This window comes from Nocardioides sp., assembly GCF_041600255.1.
Lineage (GTDB): Bacteria > Actinomycetota > Actinomycetes > Propionibacteriales > Nocardioidaceae > Nocardioides.
In genome coordinates this window covers 30,368-45,405 of sequence record NZ_JBFIKK010000001.1, presented here as the reverse complement: position 1 = coordinate 45,405, position 15,038 = coordinate 30,368, and the positions used below count along the sequence as shown (strand labels likewise).

Annotated in this window: 17 protein-coding genes; 5 read left to right on the top strand and 12 right to left on the bottom strand. The window is 71.2% G+C overall.

All coding sequences use genetic code 11. The features are described from left to right. Nucleotides 1–41: 41 nt before the first annotated feature. Nucleotides 42–953, bottom strand: coding sequence for a permease-like cell division protein FtsX (ftsX, locus tag ABZE72_RS00235; RefSeq protein WP_372726993.1), 912 nt, complete (start codon nucleotides 951–953; stop codon nucleotides 42–44). A 63-nt stretch (nucleotides 954–1,016) separates the two neighbouring features. Beyond that, nucleotides 1,017–1,706 (bottom strand): cell division ATP-binding protein FtsE, encoded by a 690-nt coding sequence (gene ftsE / locus ABZE72_RS00230; RefSeq protein ID WP_372726992.1) that lies wholly within the window; start codon nucleotides 1,704–1,706, stop codon nucleotides 1,017–1,019. Nucleotides 1,707–1,773: 67 nt separating this feature from the next. Here ftsE and ABZE72_RS00225 point away from each other — a divergent pair, with 67 nt between their 5' ends. Both ABZE72_RS00225 and ABZE72_RS00220 read left to right on the top strand, forming a co-directional pair. Beyond that, nucleotides 1,774–2,400 (top strand): hypothetical protein, encoded by a 627-nt coding sequence (locus ABZE72_RS00225; protein ID WP_372726991.1) that lies wholly within the window; start codon nucleotides 1,774–1,776, stop codon nucleotides 2,398–2,400. Between the two features lie 77 nt (nucleotides 2,401–2,477). Further along, on the top strand, nucleotides 2,478–5,030 hold the full coding sequence (locus ABZE72_RS00220) for a fibronectin type III domain-containing protein (protein WP_372726990.1): 2,553 nt from the start codon (nucleotides 2,478–2,480) through the stop codon (nucleotides 5,028–5,030). A gap of 49 nt (nucleotides 5,031–5,079) precedes the next feature. Here ABZE72_RS00220 and prfB read toward each other — a convergent pair whose 3' ends face one another. Next, complete coding sequence (gene prfB, locus ABZE72_RS00215; protein WP_372726989.1) at nucleotides 5,080–6,198, bottom strand: peptide chain release factor 2; 1,119 nt, start codon at nucleotides 6,196–6,198, stop codon at nucleotides 5,080–5,082. Nucleotides 6,199–6,348: 150 nt separating this feature from the next. Here prfB and ABZE72_RS00210 point away from each other — a divergent pair, with 150 nt between their 5' ends. The 3 genes from ABZE72_RS00210 (at nucleotide 6,349) to ABZE72_RS00200 (ending at nucleotide 8,870) form a co-directional block, all read left to right on the top strand. Further along, nucleotides 6,349–7,428, top strand: a complete 1,080-nt coding sequence (locus tag ABZE72_RS00210) for an ice-binding family protein (protein WP_372726988.1) — start codon at nucleotides 6,349–6,351, stop codon at nucleotides 7,426–7,428. After that, complete coding sequence (locus tag ABZE72_RS00205) at nucleotides 7,425–8,096, top strand: class F sortase (RefSeq protein WP_372726987.1); 672 nt, start codon at nucleotides 7,425–7,427, stop codon at nucleotides 8,094–8,096. The genes ABZE72_RS00210 and ABZE72_RS00205 overlap by 4 nt, the downstream gene beginning before the upstream one ends. 153 nt (nucleotides 8,097–8,249) lie before the next feature. Then, on the top strand, nucleotides 8,250–8,870 hold the full coding sequence (locus ABZE72_RS00200; protein ID WP_372726986.1) for a hypothetical protein: 621 nt from the start codon (nucleotides 8,250–8,252) through the stop codon (nucleotides 8,868–8,870). Between the two features lie 118 nt (nucleotides 8,871–8,988). On the opposite strand, the gene ABZE72_RS00195 is transcribed toward ABZE72_RS00200, so the two are convergent. From ABZE72_RS00195 to ABZE72_RS00155, 9 genes are all read right to left on the bottom strand, one after another. Beyond that, complete coding sequence (locus ABZE72_RS00195) at nucleotides 8,989–9,453, bottom strand: pilus assembly protein TadG-related protein (RefSeq protein ID WP_372726985.1); 465 nt, start codon at nucleotides 9,451–9,453, stop codon at nucleotides 8,989–8,991. After that, nucleotides 9,440–9,919: a hypothetical protein gene (locus ABZE72_RS00190; protein ID WP_372726984.1), complete on the bottom strand. Its 480-nt coding sequence runs from the start codon at nucleotides 9,917–9,919 to the stop codon at nucleotides 9,440–9,442. Before ABZE72_RS00190 ends, ABZE72_RS00195 begins: the two co-directional genes overlap by 14 nt. Further along, nucleotides 9,916–10,299, bottom strand: coding sequence for a TadE/TadG family type IV pilus assembly protein (locus ABZE72_RS00185; RefSeq protein ID WP_372726983.1), 384 nt, complete (start codon nucleotides 10,297–10,299; stop codon nucleotides 9,916–9,918). Before ABZE72_RS00185 ends, ABZE72_RS00190 begins: the two co-directional genes overlap by 4 nt. 4 nt (nucleotides 10,300–10,303) lie before the next feature. Continuing rightward, nucleotides 10,304–10,504, bottom strand: a complete 201-nt coding sequence (locus ABZE72_RS00180; protein ID WP_372726982.1) for a hypothetical protein — start codon at nucleotides 10,502–10,504, stop codon at nucleotides 10,304–10,306. A 42-nt stretch (nucleotides 10,505–10,546) separates the two neighbouring features. Further along, nucleotides 10,547–11,467, bottom strand: coding sequence for a type II secretion system F family protein (locus ABZE72_RS00175; protein WP_372726981.1), 921 nt, complete (start codon nucleotides 11,465–11,467; stop codon nucleotides 10,547–10,549). Then, nucleotides 11,464–12,318, bottom strand: a complete 855-nt coding sequence (locus ABZE72_RS00170) for a type II secretion system F family protein (RefSeq protein WP_372726980.1) — start codon at nucleotides 12,316–12,318, stop codon at nucleotides 11,464–11,466. Before ABZE72_RS00170 ends, ABZE72_RS00175 begins: the two co-directional genes overlap by 4 nt. After that, nucleotides 12,318–13,571, bottom strand: coding sequence for a CpaF family protein (locus ABZE72_RS00165; RefSeq protein ID WP_372726979.1), 1,254 nt, complete (start codon nucleotides 13,569–13,571; stop codon nucleotides 12,318–12,320). Before ABZE72_RS00165 ends, ABZE72_RS00170 begins: the two co-directional genes overlap by 1 nt. Before the next feature lie 103 nt (nucleotides 13,572–13,674). Beyond that, nucleotides 13,675–14,391, bottom strand: coding sequence for a BTAD domain-containing putative transcriptional regulator (locus ABZE72_RS00160; RefSeq protein WP_372727017.1), 717 nt, complete (start codon nucleotides 14,389–14,391; stop codon nucleotides 13,675–13,677). A gap of 214 nt (nucleotides 14,392–14,605) precedes the next feature. After that, nucleotides 14,606–14,938, bottom strand: a complete 333-nt coding sequence (locus ABZE72_RS00155; protein WP_372726978.1) for a hypothetical protein — start codon at nucleotides 14,936–14,938, stop codon at nucleotides 14,606–14,608. Between the last annotated feature and the right edge of the window lie 100 nt (nucleotides 14,939–15,038).

Sequence of the window (15,038 nt, the reverse complement as noted above, 5' to 3'; positions counted from 1 at the left end):
GTGTTCGGGGAAGTGAACTCACCGACGGTAACGCGTGGGACTCAGACTTTGAGGTATTTGCGGGTCAGCACGAGTGTCGGCGCCAGCGTGAGCAGTGGCCCGACCACCCCGATCACGGCCAGCGCGAGCAGATAGTCGGGCAGACCCACCCACGGGATGAACCGCAACTCGGTCACCAGGTGCCGCTCGACCACGAAGTACATGAAGCCGCCAAGGGCTCCCGCGGCGAGCAGTACGCCGAGCAGCGCGGTCACCAGCGCCTCCAGCAGGAACGGCAGCGCGATGTAGAGCGTGGAGGCGCCCACCAGCCGCATGATCCCGATCTCGCGGCGACGGGCGAACGCGGCCAGCCGAATGGTGTTGCCGACGAGCAGCAGCGCGGCCAGCACCAGACAGGCGGCGGTGAAGAAGGCGCCGCGCTGGAGCCACTTGATCGAGCTGTAGATCGGCTGGAGCTCCTCGTGCAGGTCCTGGATCCCGGAGACGCCGTCGAGGCCGATCAGCGCGCTCTGGATGCCGGCGTACTCCTCGGGGTCCTTCAGCGTGATCCGGGCCGACTCGTGCAGGTCCTCGGCGGTCATCAGCGGGTTGGGGCCGCTGAACAGCTCGGGGTCCTGCTGCTCCTTGACCCGCTCGAGCGCCTCCTCCTGGCTCTCGAACTCGAAGGAGCGCACCTCGGGGTTGTTCTCCATCACCTTGGTGATGGCAGCCTTCTGGGCGTCGGTCACCTCGCCGGTGCAGGCCGGGTTGTCGTCCCTGGCCTTGCAGAAGTACGCCGTGATCTGCAGTTCGTTGCCGAACTGCTCGGCCGTCCGGTCGGCCTCCTGGTTGAGCAGGACCCCCATCCCGACCAGGGTCAGCGAGACGAAGAGGGTGAGGATCACCGCCATGTGCATGGACAGGTTGCGGCGCAATCCCTGGCCGAGCTCGGTGAAGACGTAACGCAGCTGCATGAGGAGTGGAGGCTCTCTTCGCGGTTCTCGGGACGGTTCTCGGGTCGTTGCTGGGTCGGTCGCTCAGTGCTGGAAGCCGTAGACGCCCTGGGTCTGGTCGCGGACGACCCGGCCGTCGTCGAGCTCGATGACACGCTTGCGCATCTGGTCGACGATGCCCGCGTCGTGGGTCGCCATCAGGACGGTGGTGCCGGTGCGGTTGATCCGGTCGAGCAGCTTCATGATGCCCACGGACGTCGTCGGATCCAGGTTGCCGGTGGGCTCGTCGGCGATCAGGATCATCGGCCGGTTGACGAACGCGCGGGCGATCGCCACCCGCTGCTGCTCGCCGCCCGAGAGCTCGTCGGGGAGCCGGTCGCCCTTGCCCTCCAGACCCACCAGCTCCAGGGTCTCGGGCACGAGGGAGGCGATCTCGGAGCGCGACTTGCCGATCACCTGGAGGGCGAAGGCGACGTTCTCGGTGACGGTCTTGTTGGGCAGCAGCCGGAAGTCCTGGAAGACGGTGCCGATCGATCGACGCAGCCGGGGCACCTTCCAGCCGGCGAGGCGGTTGATCTCCTTGCCGGCGACGTAGATCCGGCCGGAGGTGGGGCGGTACTCACGCAGCACCAGACGCAGGAACGTCGACTTGCCGGAGCCGGACGTCCCGACGAGGAAGACGAACTCCCCCTTCTCGATGTCCACCGAGACCTGGTCGAGCGCTGGGCTGCCGAGCCCGGGGTAGGCCTTGGTCACCTTCTCGAAGCGAATCACTCGATGAACGGTAGTCGAGGGACCCAGCTCGTTCGGGAGGTGCACCGCGGGTCGTATGTTGTCGGTCATGTCCCTCGCCACACACGCGCGGGCCGGTCTCGTGGCGGTCGTGCTCAGCCTGACCCCGGCGCTCGTCGCCTGCAGCGGCGACGACGCCCCCGATCCGGTGGCGGTGTCGACGCCGGCGACCCCCCTGGAGTCGTTCGCGACCGAGTCGCTGACCGGCGTCCGCGGGCCGTTCTGCGAGGCGATCGCCGACACCGAGGTGGCGGAGCTGCTCGATTCGCCCGTGACGAAGGCGACCTCCTACGACAACGGCGAACGGGCCCGGGTCGTGGACGGCACCAAGGACGTGGCGCACGAGTTCTCCTGCACGTGGCGGACCGAGGACGCCACCGTGGCGCGGGCCTGGGTCTTCGCTCCCCCGGTCACCCCCGCCCGCGCCCGCGACCTGGCCCGCGATCTGGCCCGTGCGGCGCGCACCGGCGAGGGCTGTGCGAAGGTGAAGGGCGCGCCCGCCTTCGGTGCGCCGTCGGTGGCCGTGCGCTGCACCGAGGGGCGAATTTCCACGGTCTCCTTCCACGGACTCTTCGGCGCCGCCTGGCTCTCCTGCTCGGTCGAGTCGCGTGGCCCGGACGTGCTGGATCTGGCCGGTCGGTGGTGCGTCCTTGCGGCCCAGGCGGCCAGCGAGTAGCAGTACTTCCGGCGTTCCACCACCTCCGAACGGTTTCCTCTCTAGCGTGATGTGCACCACACCTCGGAGGAGACCCCATGAAACTGCATCCCGGGCGGCTCGTGAGCGCCGCCCTGACCCTCGCCCTGGCGGCGAGCGCCACGGGCTTCGTGCCCGCCGGTGCCTCCGCCCCCGCCCCCGCCGAGCCGGCAGCCGAAGGTGACCTGCTGCCCGCCCCCGCCAACGGACGCGCCGCGGTACGAGGACTGGGCACCGACCTCGCCACGGCCGCCCAGATCAACGACATGAGCTCCGCGCGACTGCGCGACCTGTTGCTCTCGGACTCCGCCGTGTGGGTGGACCCCTCCGGGCGTCTGCTCTACAAGGACCCGCTGCCCACGAGGTCGCCCGCCGCCTCCGCGCCGGACACGGCGAACTACCCGCTCGAGGACACCTTCAAGCTCCACTCGAAGCCCGGGTCCCAGCGGACGATCTTCCTGGACTTCGACGGCCACGTCGTCTCCGGCACCGTGTGGAACAGCTCCTACGGCGTCGCCTCGGGCTACCACCCGCCCTTCACCATTGACGGTGACGGCACCACCTTCAACACCACCGAGCGCACCCTGATCCAGAGTGTCTTCGACCGCGTGGCCGAGGACTTCGCCCCGTTCGACGTGGACGTCACCACCGAGGACCCGGGCGAGGCGGCCCTGCACCGCTCCGACGGCAGCGACCAGCTCTACGGCAGCCGGGCACTGATCTCGCCGAGCACCCAGGCGGCCGGCTCCATCTGCGGCAACTCCTGTGGTGGGGTCGCCTTCGTCGGCGTCTTCAACCTGGTCGGGAACTCCCAGTACTCACCGGCCTGGGTCTTCCCCCACCTGCTCGGGAACGACGCGAAGAACATCGCCGAGGCCGCCACCCACGAGGTCGGCCACAACCTGAACCTGCTGCACGACGGCAACGCCAGCGAGGGCTACGACACCGGCCACGCCAACTGGGCGCCGATCATGGGCGTCGGCTACTACCGGCCGGTCGTCCACTGGAGCAAGGGCGAGTACGCCGGCGCGAACAACCAGCAGGACGACCTCGCCGTGATGACCACCTACGGTCTGCCGCAGCGGGCGGACGAGGCCGGCGGCACCGTGGGTACCGCCGCCGACGAGCTGCCGACGGGGCCGGCGTACATCTCGACCCGCGAGGACAAGGACGTCTTCCTGATCGGTCAGTGCAACGGTGAGATCACCCTGGCCGCCGACGGCGCACCCTTCAGCCCGAACCTCGACATCGAGCTCAGGCTGCTGAACTCGTCGGGCGGCCTGGTCGCCATCGACAACCCGACCTCGGGCACCGCCAGTCCCCCGGACATCGCCAGCGGCATGGACGCCTCGATCACCCACACGGTGTCGAGCGGCGTCTACTACGCACAGGTCGACGGCATCGGCACGGGCGACCCGATCACCGGCTACAACGACTACGGCAGCCTGGGCATGTACACGCTCAGCCTGACCGGTCCGTGCTCGGACATCGCCACGGAGCCGGACGCTCCCCAGAGCGTCTCCACCTCCACGCCGACCGATGCGCTCGAGGCCACCATCCAGTGGTCCCCGCCTGCCAGCGACGGCGGTAGCGCCATCACCGGCTACACCGTGAGCATCGACGGCTCCCCGACCGACGTCGGCCCCGGCGCCTCGTCGTACACGTTCACCGGTCTGGCGCCCGGAGAGACGTACGCCCTGGCCGTGGCCGCCTACAACGCGGTCGGCACCGGTCCCTCGGCCGGCGGCAACGCCACGACGAAGGACTACCCGGGTGCGCCCACCTCGGTCTCGGCGGTGCAGGAGAGCCTCGACGAGGCCACGATCAGCTGGTCGCCCCCCTCCTCGGACGGCGGCAGCCCGATCACCGGCTACCAGGTGTCGGTCGACGGCGGGTCGTTCGTGGCCGCCGGTGGTTCCGGTGAGCACACCTTCACCGGGCTGAGCGGCCACGAGCACACCCTCGCGGTCCGGGCGGTCAACGGGATCGGCGCAGGCCCGGCCGAGTCAGCGGAGACCACGTTCTACACGGTCCCGGGTCTGGTCCAGGACCTCGCGGCCGACCTGCGCGCCGACGCCGGCGAGGTGGACCTGACCTGGTCTCCTCCCGCCGACGACGGCGGTCAGGAGGTCAGCGAGTACTGGATCTACGTGAACGACCTCTACCTGGGCTCGGTCGGACCGGACAGCCCCGGTGTCACCCTGACCGGGCTCAGCCGGGGCTCGACGTACGAGATCGGGGTCGCCGCGGTCAACGCCGAGGGCGAGGGCCCGATGGCGACCGTCGACGTGGTCGTCCCGGCCACCAACCCGGACGCTCCTCGGATGAAGAAGGCGAAGAGCGGCAAGCCGGGTGGCAAGAAGACGGCGATCGCCCGCTGGGCTCCCCCGGTGGCCGACGGTGGCGCTGCCATCACCGGATACAAGGTCTGGGCCCACAAGATCAAGCGGGGCAAGATCGTCAAGAAGGCGAAGACCCGGATGCTCTCACCGAGCTCCCGCGCCGTGCAGATGAACCTGAAGGGGGGCACGTGGCGCTTCGTGATGAAGGCGAAGAACGCCGAGGGTTGGAGCCCGTGGAGCCGGGTGTCCAACAAGGTGAGGGCCCGCTGACGCGGATCGTCACCGCCTGCTGAGACAGGCTGCCGACAGGGCCGGGGACCTAGTTGTCCTCGGCCCTGTCCGCGCCTCGGCGCCACCGGATGCCAGCCTCGAGGAACCCGTCGAGGTCGCCGTCGAACACCGCGGACGGGTTGCCCGCCTCGAAGCCGGTCCGCAGGTCCTTGACGACCTGGTAGGGGTTCAGCACGTAGTTGCGCATCTGGTCGCCCCACGAGGCCTGGACGTCGCCACGGAGCCCGTCGAGGTGCGCCTTCTCCTCGGCCTTCTTGCGAGCGAGCAGCTTGGCCTTGAGCACCACCATGGCGCTGGCCTTGTTCTGCAGCTGGCTCTTCTCGTTCTGGCAGCTGACCACCGTGCCGGTGGGGATGTGGGTGAGCCGGACCGCGGAGTCGGTGGTGTTGACCGACTGGCCACCCGGACCACCGGAGCGGTAGACGTCGACGCGGATCTCCTCGTCGGGGACCTCGATCTCGTCGGTCTGCTCCAGCACCGGGACGACCTCGACCGCGGCGAAGCTGGTCTGGCGGCGGCCCTGGTTGTCGAACGGGCTGATCCGGACGAGCCGGTGCGTGCCGGCCTCGACCGAGAGGGTGCCGTAGGCGTACGGCGCGTGGATGGCGAAGGTGGCCGACTTGAGCCCGGCCTCCTCGGCGTAGGAGGTCTCGAAGACCTCGACCGGGTAGTTGTGCTGCTCGGACCAGCGGATGTACATCCGCATCAGCATCTCGGCGAAGTCCGCGGCGTCGACGCCACCGGCGCCGGCGCGGATGCTGACCAGCGCCTCGCGGGCGTCGTACTCGCCGTTGAGCAGGGTGCGGACCTCGAGCCGCTCGACGGCGACCTTGATCTTCTCCAGCTCGCGGTCGGCCTCCTCGAGGGCGTCCGCATCGCCCTCCTCCTGGCCGAGCTCGACCATGATCGCGAGGTCGTCGATCCGGGAGAGCAGTGCCGTGAAGCGATCGACCTCGCCCTGCAGCATCGAGAGCCGGCCGGTCACCCGGGTGGCGTTCTCCTGGTCGTCCCACAGGTCGGGCGCGGCGACCTGGTCGCCGAGGTCGAAGATCTCCTTGCGCATGGCCTCCACGTCGAGGACCTGCTCGATCGTGTGCATGGTCGCCTGAAGCGCCTTGATCTCTTGGTCGTAATCGCGTCCTGCCACGAGAGTCGAGACTACCGGCACGACGGGAGCCCGGAAAAACCCGGCTCTGGGTCTCCAGCCGCCGGTAGGAGTAGGCTCGCGGCACCCGGACTCCGTACCAGGCCTTCCTCGGGCCCATCCCCCCGCTCCGGATCTGTTCGGAGTCCCCCCATGACCTTGATTCGTTCTGTCTCCGTGCTCGGGTCCGCCCTGGGTCTCGTGCTGGTGTCCGCTGGGTCGGCGCAGGCGGCCCAGGCACCCGTCGGCCTGGGCACCGCCACGTCCTTCGCGGTCCTGGCCGGCTCGGCCGTCACCAACACCGGCCCGTCGGCGATCTCCGGCGACGTGGGGGTCAGCCCCGGCACGGCGATCTCGGGGTTCCCGCCCGCGCAGGTCACCAACGGGGAGATCCACGCCTCCGATGCGGTGGCGATGCAGGCCCAGGACGACCTCACCACGGCGTACGACGACGCGGCGGGGCGCAGCCCGGTCGTGGACCAGACGGGCGTCGATCTCGGCGGCCAGGCGCTCCAAGCCGGCGTGTACCAGTCGTCGAGCTCCATGTCCCTGACCGGAACGGTGACCCTCGACGCCGAAGGTGACCCCGACGCGGTCTTCATCTTCCAGGCCGGCTCGACGCTGATCACGGCCAGCAGCAGCACCGTCGCCCTCGTCGGCGGGGCGCAGGCCTGCAACGTCTTCTGGCAGGTGGGCAGCTCGGCCACCCTCGGGACGGACACCGACTTCGTGGGCACGCTGATCGCCCTGACCAGCATCACCCTCGACACCGGCACCGACGTCGAGGGTCGGGTGCTGGCCCGCAACGGCTCGGTCTCGCTCGACACGAACACGATCACCAGCCCCACCTGCGACACCGTGACCCCGAGCTCGACCGCCTCAGCCACCTCGACCGCGTTCCCGAGCGCCACGGCCTCGCCCAGTGACGGGGACGACGGGGACGGCAGCGGGGGCGGCGGCGGGGACGGCAGCGGGGGCGGTGACGGGGCCGACGGCAGCGCCGGTGGCGCGGGCGGCGGCAGCGAGGACGGCGGCAGCGAGGACGGCGGCCGGACCGACGACGGCCGCGACCCGGTCGTGCCCGACGGCCACCCGGAGACGGGGCGCGCTCACGAGGGCGAGCTCGGGCCGAACCTGTGGTTCGGCCTGGCGATCGTGACCCTGATGGCGGCCGGCGCGGCCGCCTTCCGTGGGTCGCGCCGCTTCGCGGTCGTGCGCGCCGCCCGACGATGACCACCGACCAGCCGGCGCACGGACGCGTCGGCTGGCTGGTCCTTGCTGCCCTCCTGGCCCTGCTGGGCGCGGGTTTCCTCGTCATGTGGGCCAGCGCCGCCGACGACGCCCGCACCGCCGCCGACGCCCGCACCGCCGACCTGCCCTCGCTGGCCGGGTCGCCAGCAGCTCCGTCCCCTGCGTCCGTGACGCCCGAGACCACCCAGCCGCCCGCGCGGCCCGTGGCGCTGGAGATCCCCACGATCGGTGTCGTGACCGACCTCGGTGAGCTCGGACTGCGCCGCGACGGGACCGTGCAGGTGCCCGCCGACCCGTCGCAGGCGGGGTGGTTCCGGCTGGGCACGCACCCGGGCGAGCCGGGGTCGGCGGTGATCCTGGGCCACGTCGACTCCGCGGACGGCCCCGCGGTGTTCCACCGGCTGGGCTCGCTGGCCATCGGGGCGCGGGTCGTCGTGCCGCTCGAGGACGGCCGGACGGCGTACTTCCGAGTGGCGTCGGTGCGGACCTACCCGAACGCCGAGTTCCCCGCGCGCCGGGTCTACGCGGCGCAGCGCGGCCGAAGCCTCAATCTGGTGACCTGCGGTGGCGCGTACGACGCAGCGAAGGGCGGCTACCAGTCGAACGTCGTCGTACGCGCCACCTGGATCCGGACCGCTGCCGAGGCCTGATCTCCGCCCGATCCGCGGCGATCGAGGGCCTGCACGCCTGGAGCTGACCCACGACGCTCGTAACAATTCGGTCCGCGCGCTGTGAACGACACCCCCGTGGTCTAGATTCCTCCGGCACGCGCCATTCGGGGCGCCCTTCGAAGGAACACCCACATGAACACCCACTCGCTGCGCGCTGCCCTCGTGGCCGTCGTCGCTGCCACCGCCCTGCTCGCTCCCGCGGTCTCCGCACACGCCCAGACCCAGACCCTGCGCGACGGCGCCGGCGACACCTGGGAGCAGAAGTACGACGAGGAGACCGACTCTGGGTCGTGGGAGGCCACCGGCACCCAGCCGGACGTCGATGTCGTCAAGCAGGTCGTCCAGCACTCCAAGAAGGCCGTGACGATCACGACCGTCTACCGCGAGCTCGACCTGAGCTCGGACTTCCTGTACCTGATGTCGCAGCTGCGGACGAACAAGGCGTCGTACTTCGCCACTGTCTCGCGCACCGCGGACGGTGCTCGCGAGGTCACGCTCGGCACGAAGGGCAGGCCCGTGCGCTGCCGCGGACTCGACCTGACCATCAGCAAGCAGACCGACCGCCTCACCGTGGTGGTCCCGCGCTCCTGCCTGAAGGACCCGAAGACGGTCCAGCTCCGCTCGGTGGCCTACGCAGCCACCCACGACCCCGCGGACCCGGAGAACTTCGAGAGCTACCACATCTACGAGGACGCGATCGGCAAGCCGGGCCACGGGATCGGCGTCTGGACCAAGAAGCTGCGCGTCGGCTGATCGCGGGACGCGGGGGCGCACTTCGAGGTCTTCGGCAGCACCTACAACGCCGAGACCGAGGAGTCGCACTCCTACACCGACGCCGTCGGCCGCGGCGCCGGCATCTGGTCGAAGAAGGTTACGAAGGGCTGACGACCGCGGACCCGGTCGCTGCCACCACCGCTCGCGTCGGCGAGCCGGGGACGGTCAGCGGCAGGTCCAGCGGTGCGCGCAGTCGCACGGTGACGGTGGACGTCGCGGCATCCACCGTCACCACCCAGCTCAGCCCGGGGTAGGCCCGATGGGCACCCGTGGCGGCCAGGTGGTCCCGTACGCCGGCTCGCGCCAGCTCCGCGTCCAGCGCGAGCCGATCGGCGGCCAGCCCGTCGACGTACGTCTCCTCACCGGTGGCGGCCAGGTCGGCGCCAGCCAGCGCGGCACTGTCGGCCAGCGTGTCCAGGCTCTGGCGCTGCAGGTACGCCGCGGACGCGTCCACCACGACCGCGACCGTCATCGCCAGCACCGTGGCGAGCCCGACGATCAGCAGGGCCACTTGGCCGGCCTCGTCGCGGCAGCGTCGACGGGGTTGCTCAGCGCTGCTCATGACGCTCCTGGAACCGTCCGACCGGCAGCGTGTGGGTGGCGTCGAGGGCGAACGACGGCGACGAGCCACCCAGCGCCGAGGGCAGCAGCGGCAGGTTCACCCGGGAGGCGACCACCACCGTCACCACCGAGGTGCCCGCATGGCAGTCCTGGGGGTACGGCGTACAGCTCACCCGCAGGTCGAAGTCCTCGGCCAGCCCCTGGTCCGCCAGCGCGAGCCGCGCGGCGGCGCGAGCCCGCTGCTCGCCCTGCCCGTCGTCGGCCGCCAGCACGTACGCCCTCCCCGCCGCCCGGGCCGCACCACTGACCGCGAAGGCCCCGCGCTGCACCTCGAAGACCGAGATCACGATCCAGAGCAGGGGAACGAGCAGCAGCAGGCCCAGCCAGATGAACTCGACGACCGCGCTGCCGGACTCGTCGGCTCGCCCAGCCGCCCGCCCGGCGGCCCGCCCACGCGGCCGCCTCACGGTGTCTCCTCGATCGCGTGACCGGAGACGTCCAGCGCGATCGACGGTCCACCCAGCCCCAGGGCGGGCACGACCGCCCGCACCGTCACCTCGACCGCCGGAGAGCCGCCGATGAGGACGTGTCTGGCAGAGATGTCGTCGGCAAACCTGCCGGGAAGTGCTCCCCTGACCTGCTCCCGGGTCCGCGACGCTCCGTCGGCGGGATCGCGATCGGCGGTGGCGGCGTACCGCGCCCCTTCGGCGGCCGCCGAGGCCAGCGTGTTGCGGACATGCAGGACCAGCGCGACCTGGAGGATTGCCAGGAACAGCGGGACGAGCACCACCAGGACGAGGACGAAGTCGACGACCGCGGCGCCGCGGTCGTCGCGACGGGCGCCCACGAGCTCAGCGACGTACCGAGCCGAGCGCGTCGCTCAACATCGCCGACAGCTCGCCCTTGGCCACGCCCCAGATCACCATCACCAGCCCCGCGGTCATCACGGTGATCAGCACCCATCCGGGCACGTCCCCCCGCTCGTCGCGGTGCTCGAGGCGTCGGGTCGCGGCCAGGTGCAGGTGGGTGGCGAGGAGCATCAAGTGGCTCATGGAGGGGTTCCGTTCTTCCGAGAGGGCAGGGCGGTGGAGCGATCAGGGGGTGGTCAGGTGCAGGCCGACGACGCCGGGCCAGAGCGCGAACAGCACCGTCACGGGGAGGACAAGGAAGACGACCGGCACCATCATCAGGACCTCACGACGGGCCGCCACCTCGATCAGCTCGCGGCGCCCCGCCTCACGCACGTCGGCGGCCTGGGCGTGCAGGACGTCGGCCAGCGGGGTGCCCCGCTCGATGGCCACCGCGATGCCCTGGGCGAAGCGCGAGACCAGCGGCAGGCCGCTGGCCGAGGCCATCCGGTCGAACGCCGGCCCGACCGGGTCGCCGGTCCGCACATCGGCCAGCACCTGGGCCAGATCCTGCGACAGCACGCCGCCGCTGCGACGTACGACGCGATCGAGCGCACCGACCGGGCTCTCCCCCGCGGCGACGGCCAGGGCGAGCAGCTCGGCCAACGTCGGGAACTCGGCGAGGATCTGTCGCTCGCGCTGCTTCACCTGCGACGTGAGGTGATGGTCGCGGGCGAGAACGCCGCCGACGAACGCCAAGCAGCTGAGCACCGCCGACGAGACGACCGCCCCGGGGTCCGACAACGATCGCAGGACGCCGTAGGCCGCGGCGGCACCGAAGGCCACCACCCCCCAGATCACCTGCTCGATCCGGAACTCGTGCACACTGCGGTCCAGGCCCGCCCGCTGCAGCCGGCGGCGTACCGAGGCGGAGCCGCCCACCAGCCGCTCCACCGTCGACGCTGCCGCGGCCAGAGCCGGTCCCACGACGCCGCGAGTTGCCACCACGGCCGGGGACGATCCGGTCGCGGTCGGCAGGTCCCGGACGTAGGGCAGGACCCGCAGGCGCAGTTGCGGCCGCCGCAGCGCATGGATCCGGGAGCCGGACAGCAGGACTCCCAGAGCCAGACAACCGCCGGCGAGGGCGCCCCAGTGGGCCGGCGTCACGACAGGATCCGCTGCTCGACCGGCAGTCGACCGATGCGCATCATGAGCCGGTACGCGACGACGCAGGCTGCGCCACCGACGGCGAGCACCACGGCACCCCCGAAGGAGGCGTACCGGTGGATCACCTCGGACTGCAGGGACATGAAGAGCAGCACGAGCCACGGCGCCGCGACGGCGAGGCGCGCCCCGTTGATCGCCCACGACTGCCGCGACTCGAGCTCGCCGCGGGTGTGCGCCTCGTCGCGGAGGTAGCCGGAGAGGTTCCGTAGCAGGTGACCCAGCTCGCCGCCGCCGACCTCACGGGCGATCCGGAGACCCTCGATCACCCGGTCACCGACCGGGTCCGCGAGTCGCTCCTTGAGCCGGTCCAGGCTTTCGGAGAACCGGCCGGACACCTGGTAGTCGAGGCCGAACTCCTCGAACGCGGGCCGCAACGGTGCCGGCCCACGAGCGGCCAGTCCGACGACTGCTTCCGGGAGCGAGAGGCCGGCGCGCACGGCGGAGGCCAGGTTGTCGACCGCCTCGGGCCAGACCTCCGCGAACTCGCGCTGCCGTCGGCGCCCGCGCGCATCGATCACCGCGAGCGGCAGGTACGCCGCGAGCACACCGAACGCCAGCGACACGGTCGCCGTTCCCGACACCGCCTGGACCAGGACGGCGCAGACCAGGGCCAGGAGCCCACAGGTCAACAGCAGACCGGTGGGCGGGACGTGCGCGAGCCCGGCTCGGGCCAGCCGCCGTTGCAGGCCTCCGAGGCGTCCGCGTGGCGCGTGCGGCGGTCGGGGCAGCGCGAACGCCGACCAGACGAGCAGCAGGCCGACCCCCACGCCCAGTCCGACGAGCGCCCCCATCAGGACGACTCGTTCAGCAGCCGGAGGACGTCGGTGCCGGTGCGCTCGTAGAGCTCGGGCCGAGGTGGGAATCCACCGCCACGGCGAAGCTCCCCACCCCCACGGACGAAGATCGGGGAGGTCTCGATGACGTCGTTCTCCACCCGTCCGGAGACGCCCACGATCTCGTTGACCCGGCGGATGCCGTGGTGGTCGACGCCGAGGTGGACGACGAGGTCGACGGAGGCGGCCACCGTCGGAACGACGAACTTCGCCGAGATGTTCTCCCCGGCCAGCAACGGCAGGGTGCACATCTTCACCAAGGCCTCGCGGGCGCTGTTGGCGTGCAGCGTGCACATGCCGGGAAGCCCGGAGTTCAGGGCCAGCAGCAGGTCCAGGCACTCCTCGGCCCTGACCTCGCCGACAATGATCCGGCTCGGGCGCATGCGGAGGCTCTCCTTGACCAGGTCCCGCAACCTGATCTCGCCGGTGCCCTCGAGCCCGGACTGACGGGTCTGCAACGGCACCCAGTCCGGGTGCGGGAAGCGGAGCTCGAAGACCTCCTCTGCGGACACCACCCGTTCGCCGCCCGGGATGGCGGCGGCCAAGCAGTTCAGCAGGGTGGTCTTGCCTGCCTGGGTACCGCCCGCCACCAGGATGTTCAGGCCGGCCCGGACCGAGGCCTCCAGGAAAGCGGCGGCTCGCGGGGTGAGGCTGCCCAGCTCGACCAGGTCCTGGAGCCGGGCTGCGCGCAGCACGAACTTGCGGATGTTGACGGCCGAGAACCCCCGGCTGATGCCTTCGAGCACGACGTGCAGGCGGTGGCCCTCGGGCAGCATCGCGTCGACGAACGGCTGGCTGATGTCGATCCGACGTCCGCTGGACTTCAGCATCCGCTCCACCAGCTCGTGCACCTGGGCGGCACTCAGCATCAGATGGGTGAGCTCGTGCCGGCCGTTGCGAGCGATGAAGACCCGGCTCGGATCGTTGATCCAGACCTCCTCGACCTCCGGATCGTCGAGGAACTGCTGCAGCGGCCCGAAGCCGGAGACCCGGGCGACGAGCTCCCCTACGACCGCGTCGACGTCGCGGACGGGCGCCACGGCGCCGGTCAGGCTGCGCTCGTCGTGGTCGCGGACCACGGTCTCGGCGATCCGGCGGACGAGGACGGCGTCCCGCTGGGGGTCGACACCCTCGGTGCGCACCCGCAGGCGGACGTGGTGGTCGAGCTGCTCGACCAAGGCGACGTGCGCCTCGGCATGCGTGATGGCCATGACGGTCCCTGTCCCGAGTGAGGTTCCTGTCAGCACCGTAGTGCTGGCATGGCCCTACCCGACAAGGGCGGGGTTCAATCTGTGGAGAACGGCCGCCGCGCGCTCACGGCCCGCCGGGCTTCGTCACCTGGCGACCCCCGGTCGGCCCGCCGGCGTCCCGCGGCCGCCAGCGGCCGGAGCTCATCAGCCTGACCTCGGTCCCGCGGGGCCGCCTGGGCGCAGTGATCAACGCGACGAACGCGTCGGTCGGGCCGTACCCGGTCTCGTCGTCCAACAGTGCGCGGTAGAGCTCGAACTGCCGCAGCGCCTCGGTCGGATTGCCCTCGGCCAGGAACACCTGCGCCAGCGTCCGGTGGGCCGACTCGCACAGCGGCTCGACCGTGATCGCGGCGTACGCCGCCTCGGCTGCCAGGGCGTGTCGTCCGAGCTCAACCAGGCGGTGGCTGACGGCCTCCAGCGCGTGCAGGCGCAGCTGGCGGTGTCGTTCGCGTTCGATCAGCAGCCAGTCCTCGTCCCAGTCCGGCAGCAGATCCGCCTGGAACAGCGGCAGCGAGAGGCCGAGAACGTCGGTCGCGCTGAGGTCCCCACTCAGCACGCCCCAGGCCTGCTCGGTCATCGCGCGGAAGTCCAGCGCCACGTCCTCGCTGAGCCAGAGCTGGTCCCGGACGGCGCGGACCACGTCGAGATCGGTCCGCCGGAGCTGCCAGAGCGCGGTGCGCAGGTTGCCCTGCGCGCGCGCCTCACCGATGAGCGGCCACAACCGGCCCGCCACCGTGCTGCGGCACTGCCGCTTCCCGGTCACGGCCAGGAAGCCCAGCATGCGCTGCACGGCCTCCGGTAGGTTCAGCCGCTCTCCCCTTGAGAGCACGTCGAACCCGCCGAGCACGGAGATCGACGTGTCTGCGCCCCCGGGCGAGACCATCGGGACTGCCCCCGTCCGCGCCGCCTCCGGCCCGCATCCGAGTCACGAGCATTGGACGGCGCTGCACCTCATCCTGACGAACGGGGGCGCCTCCGTCCATGGCGCATCCACGCTATTGACACTCCGACGGGGGTGGCTCGGCGGGCCGGTCACCGTCGGCCAGGGCGACGAACCCGCCGGGCACGTCGACCACCTCCACCGGCAGGCCCTCCAGCGAGCGGGGCAGCCGGTCGCGTGCCGACGGATCCGTGACGCCGACGAAGACGGCAACCGCCCCCGTCGAGGTCAGCCCGGACCATACGGCCGTCACGCCGGGCACGGTGAGCAGGTCCGCCCGGTGACGCTCGAGGAGCTCATCCTCGGCGGACGCGGCACCAGACGGCGGTGGGCGGTGCGGAAGGGCAGCGTCCTCGCCACCCTGGAGCGGATCCTCGAAGTCCGTCACGGACCATCACCTCCCTGCGGCCGTGGACAAGCAAGCCCGGTTCGATGCTAGCGCCGACCGGGCGGACCAAGCCTGGGTTGCCGCCCGGACGAGCACGGTG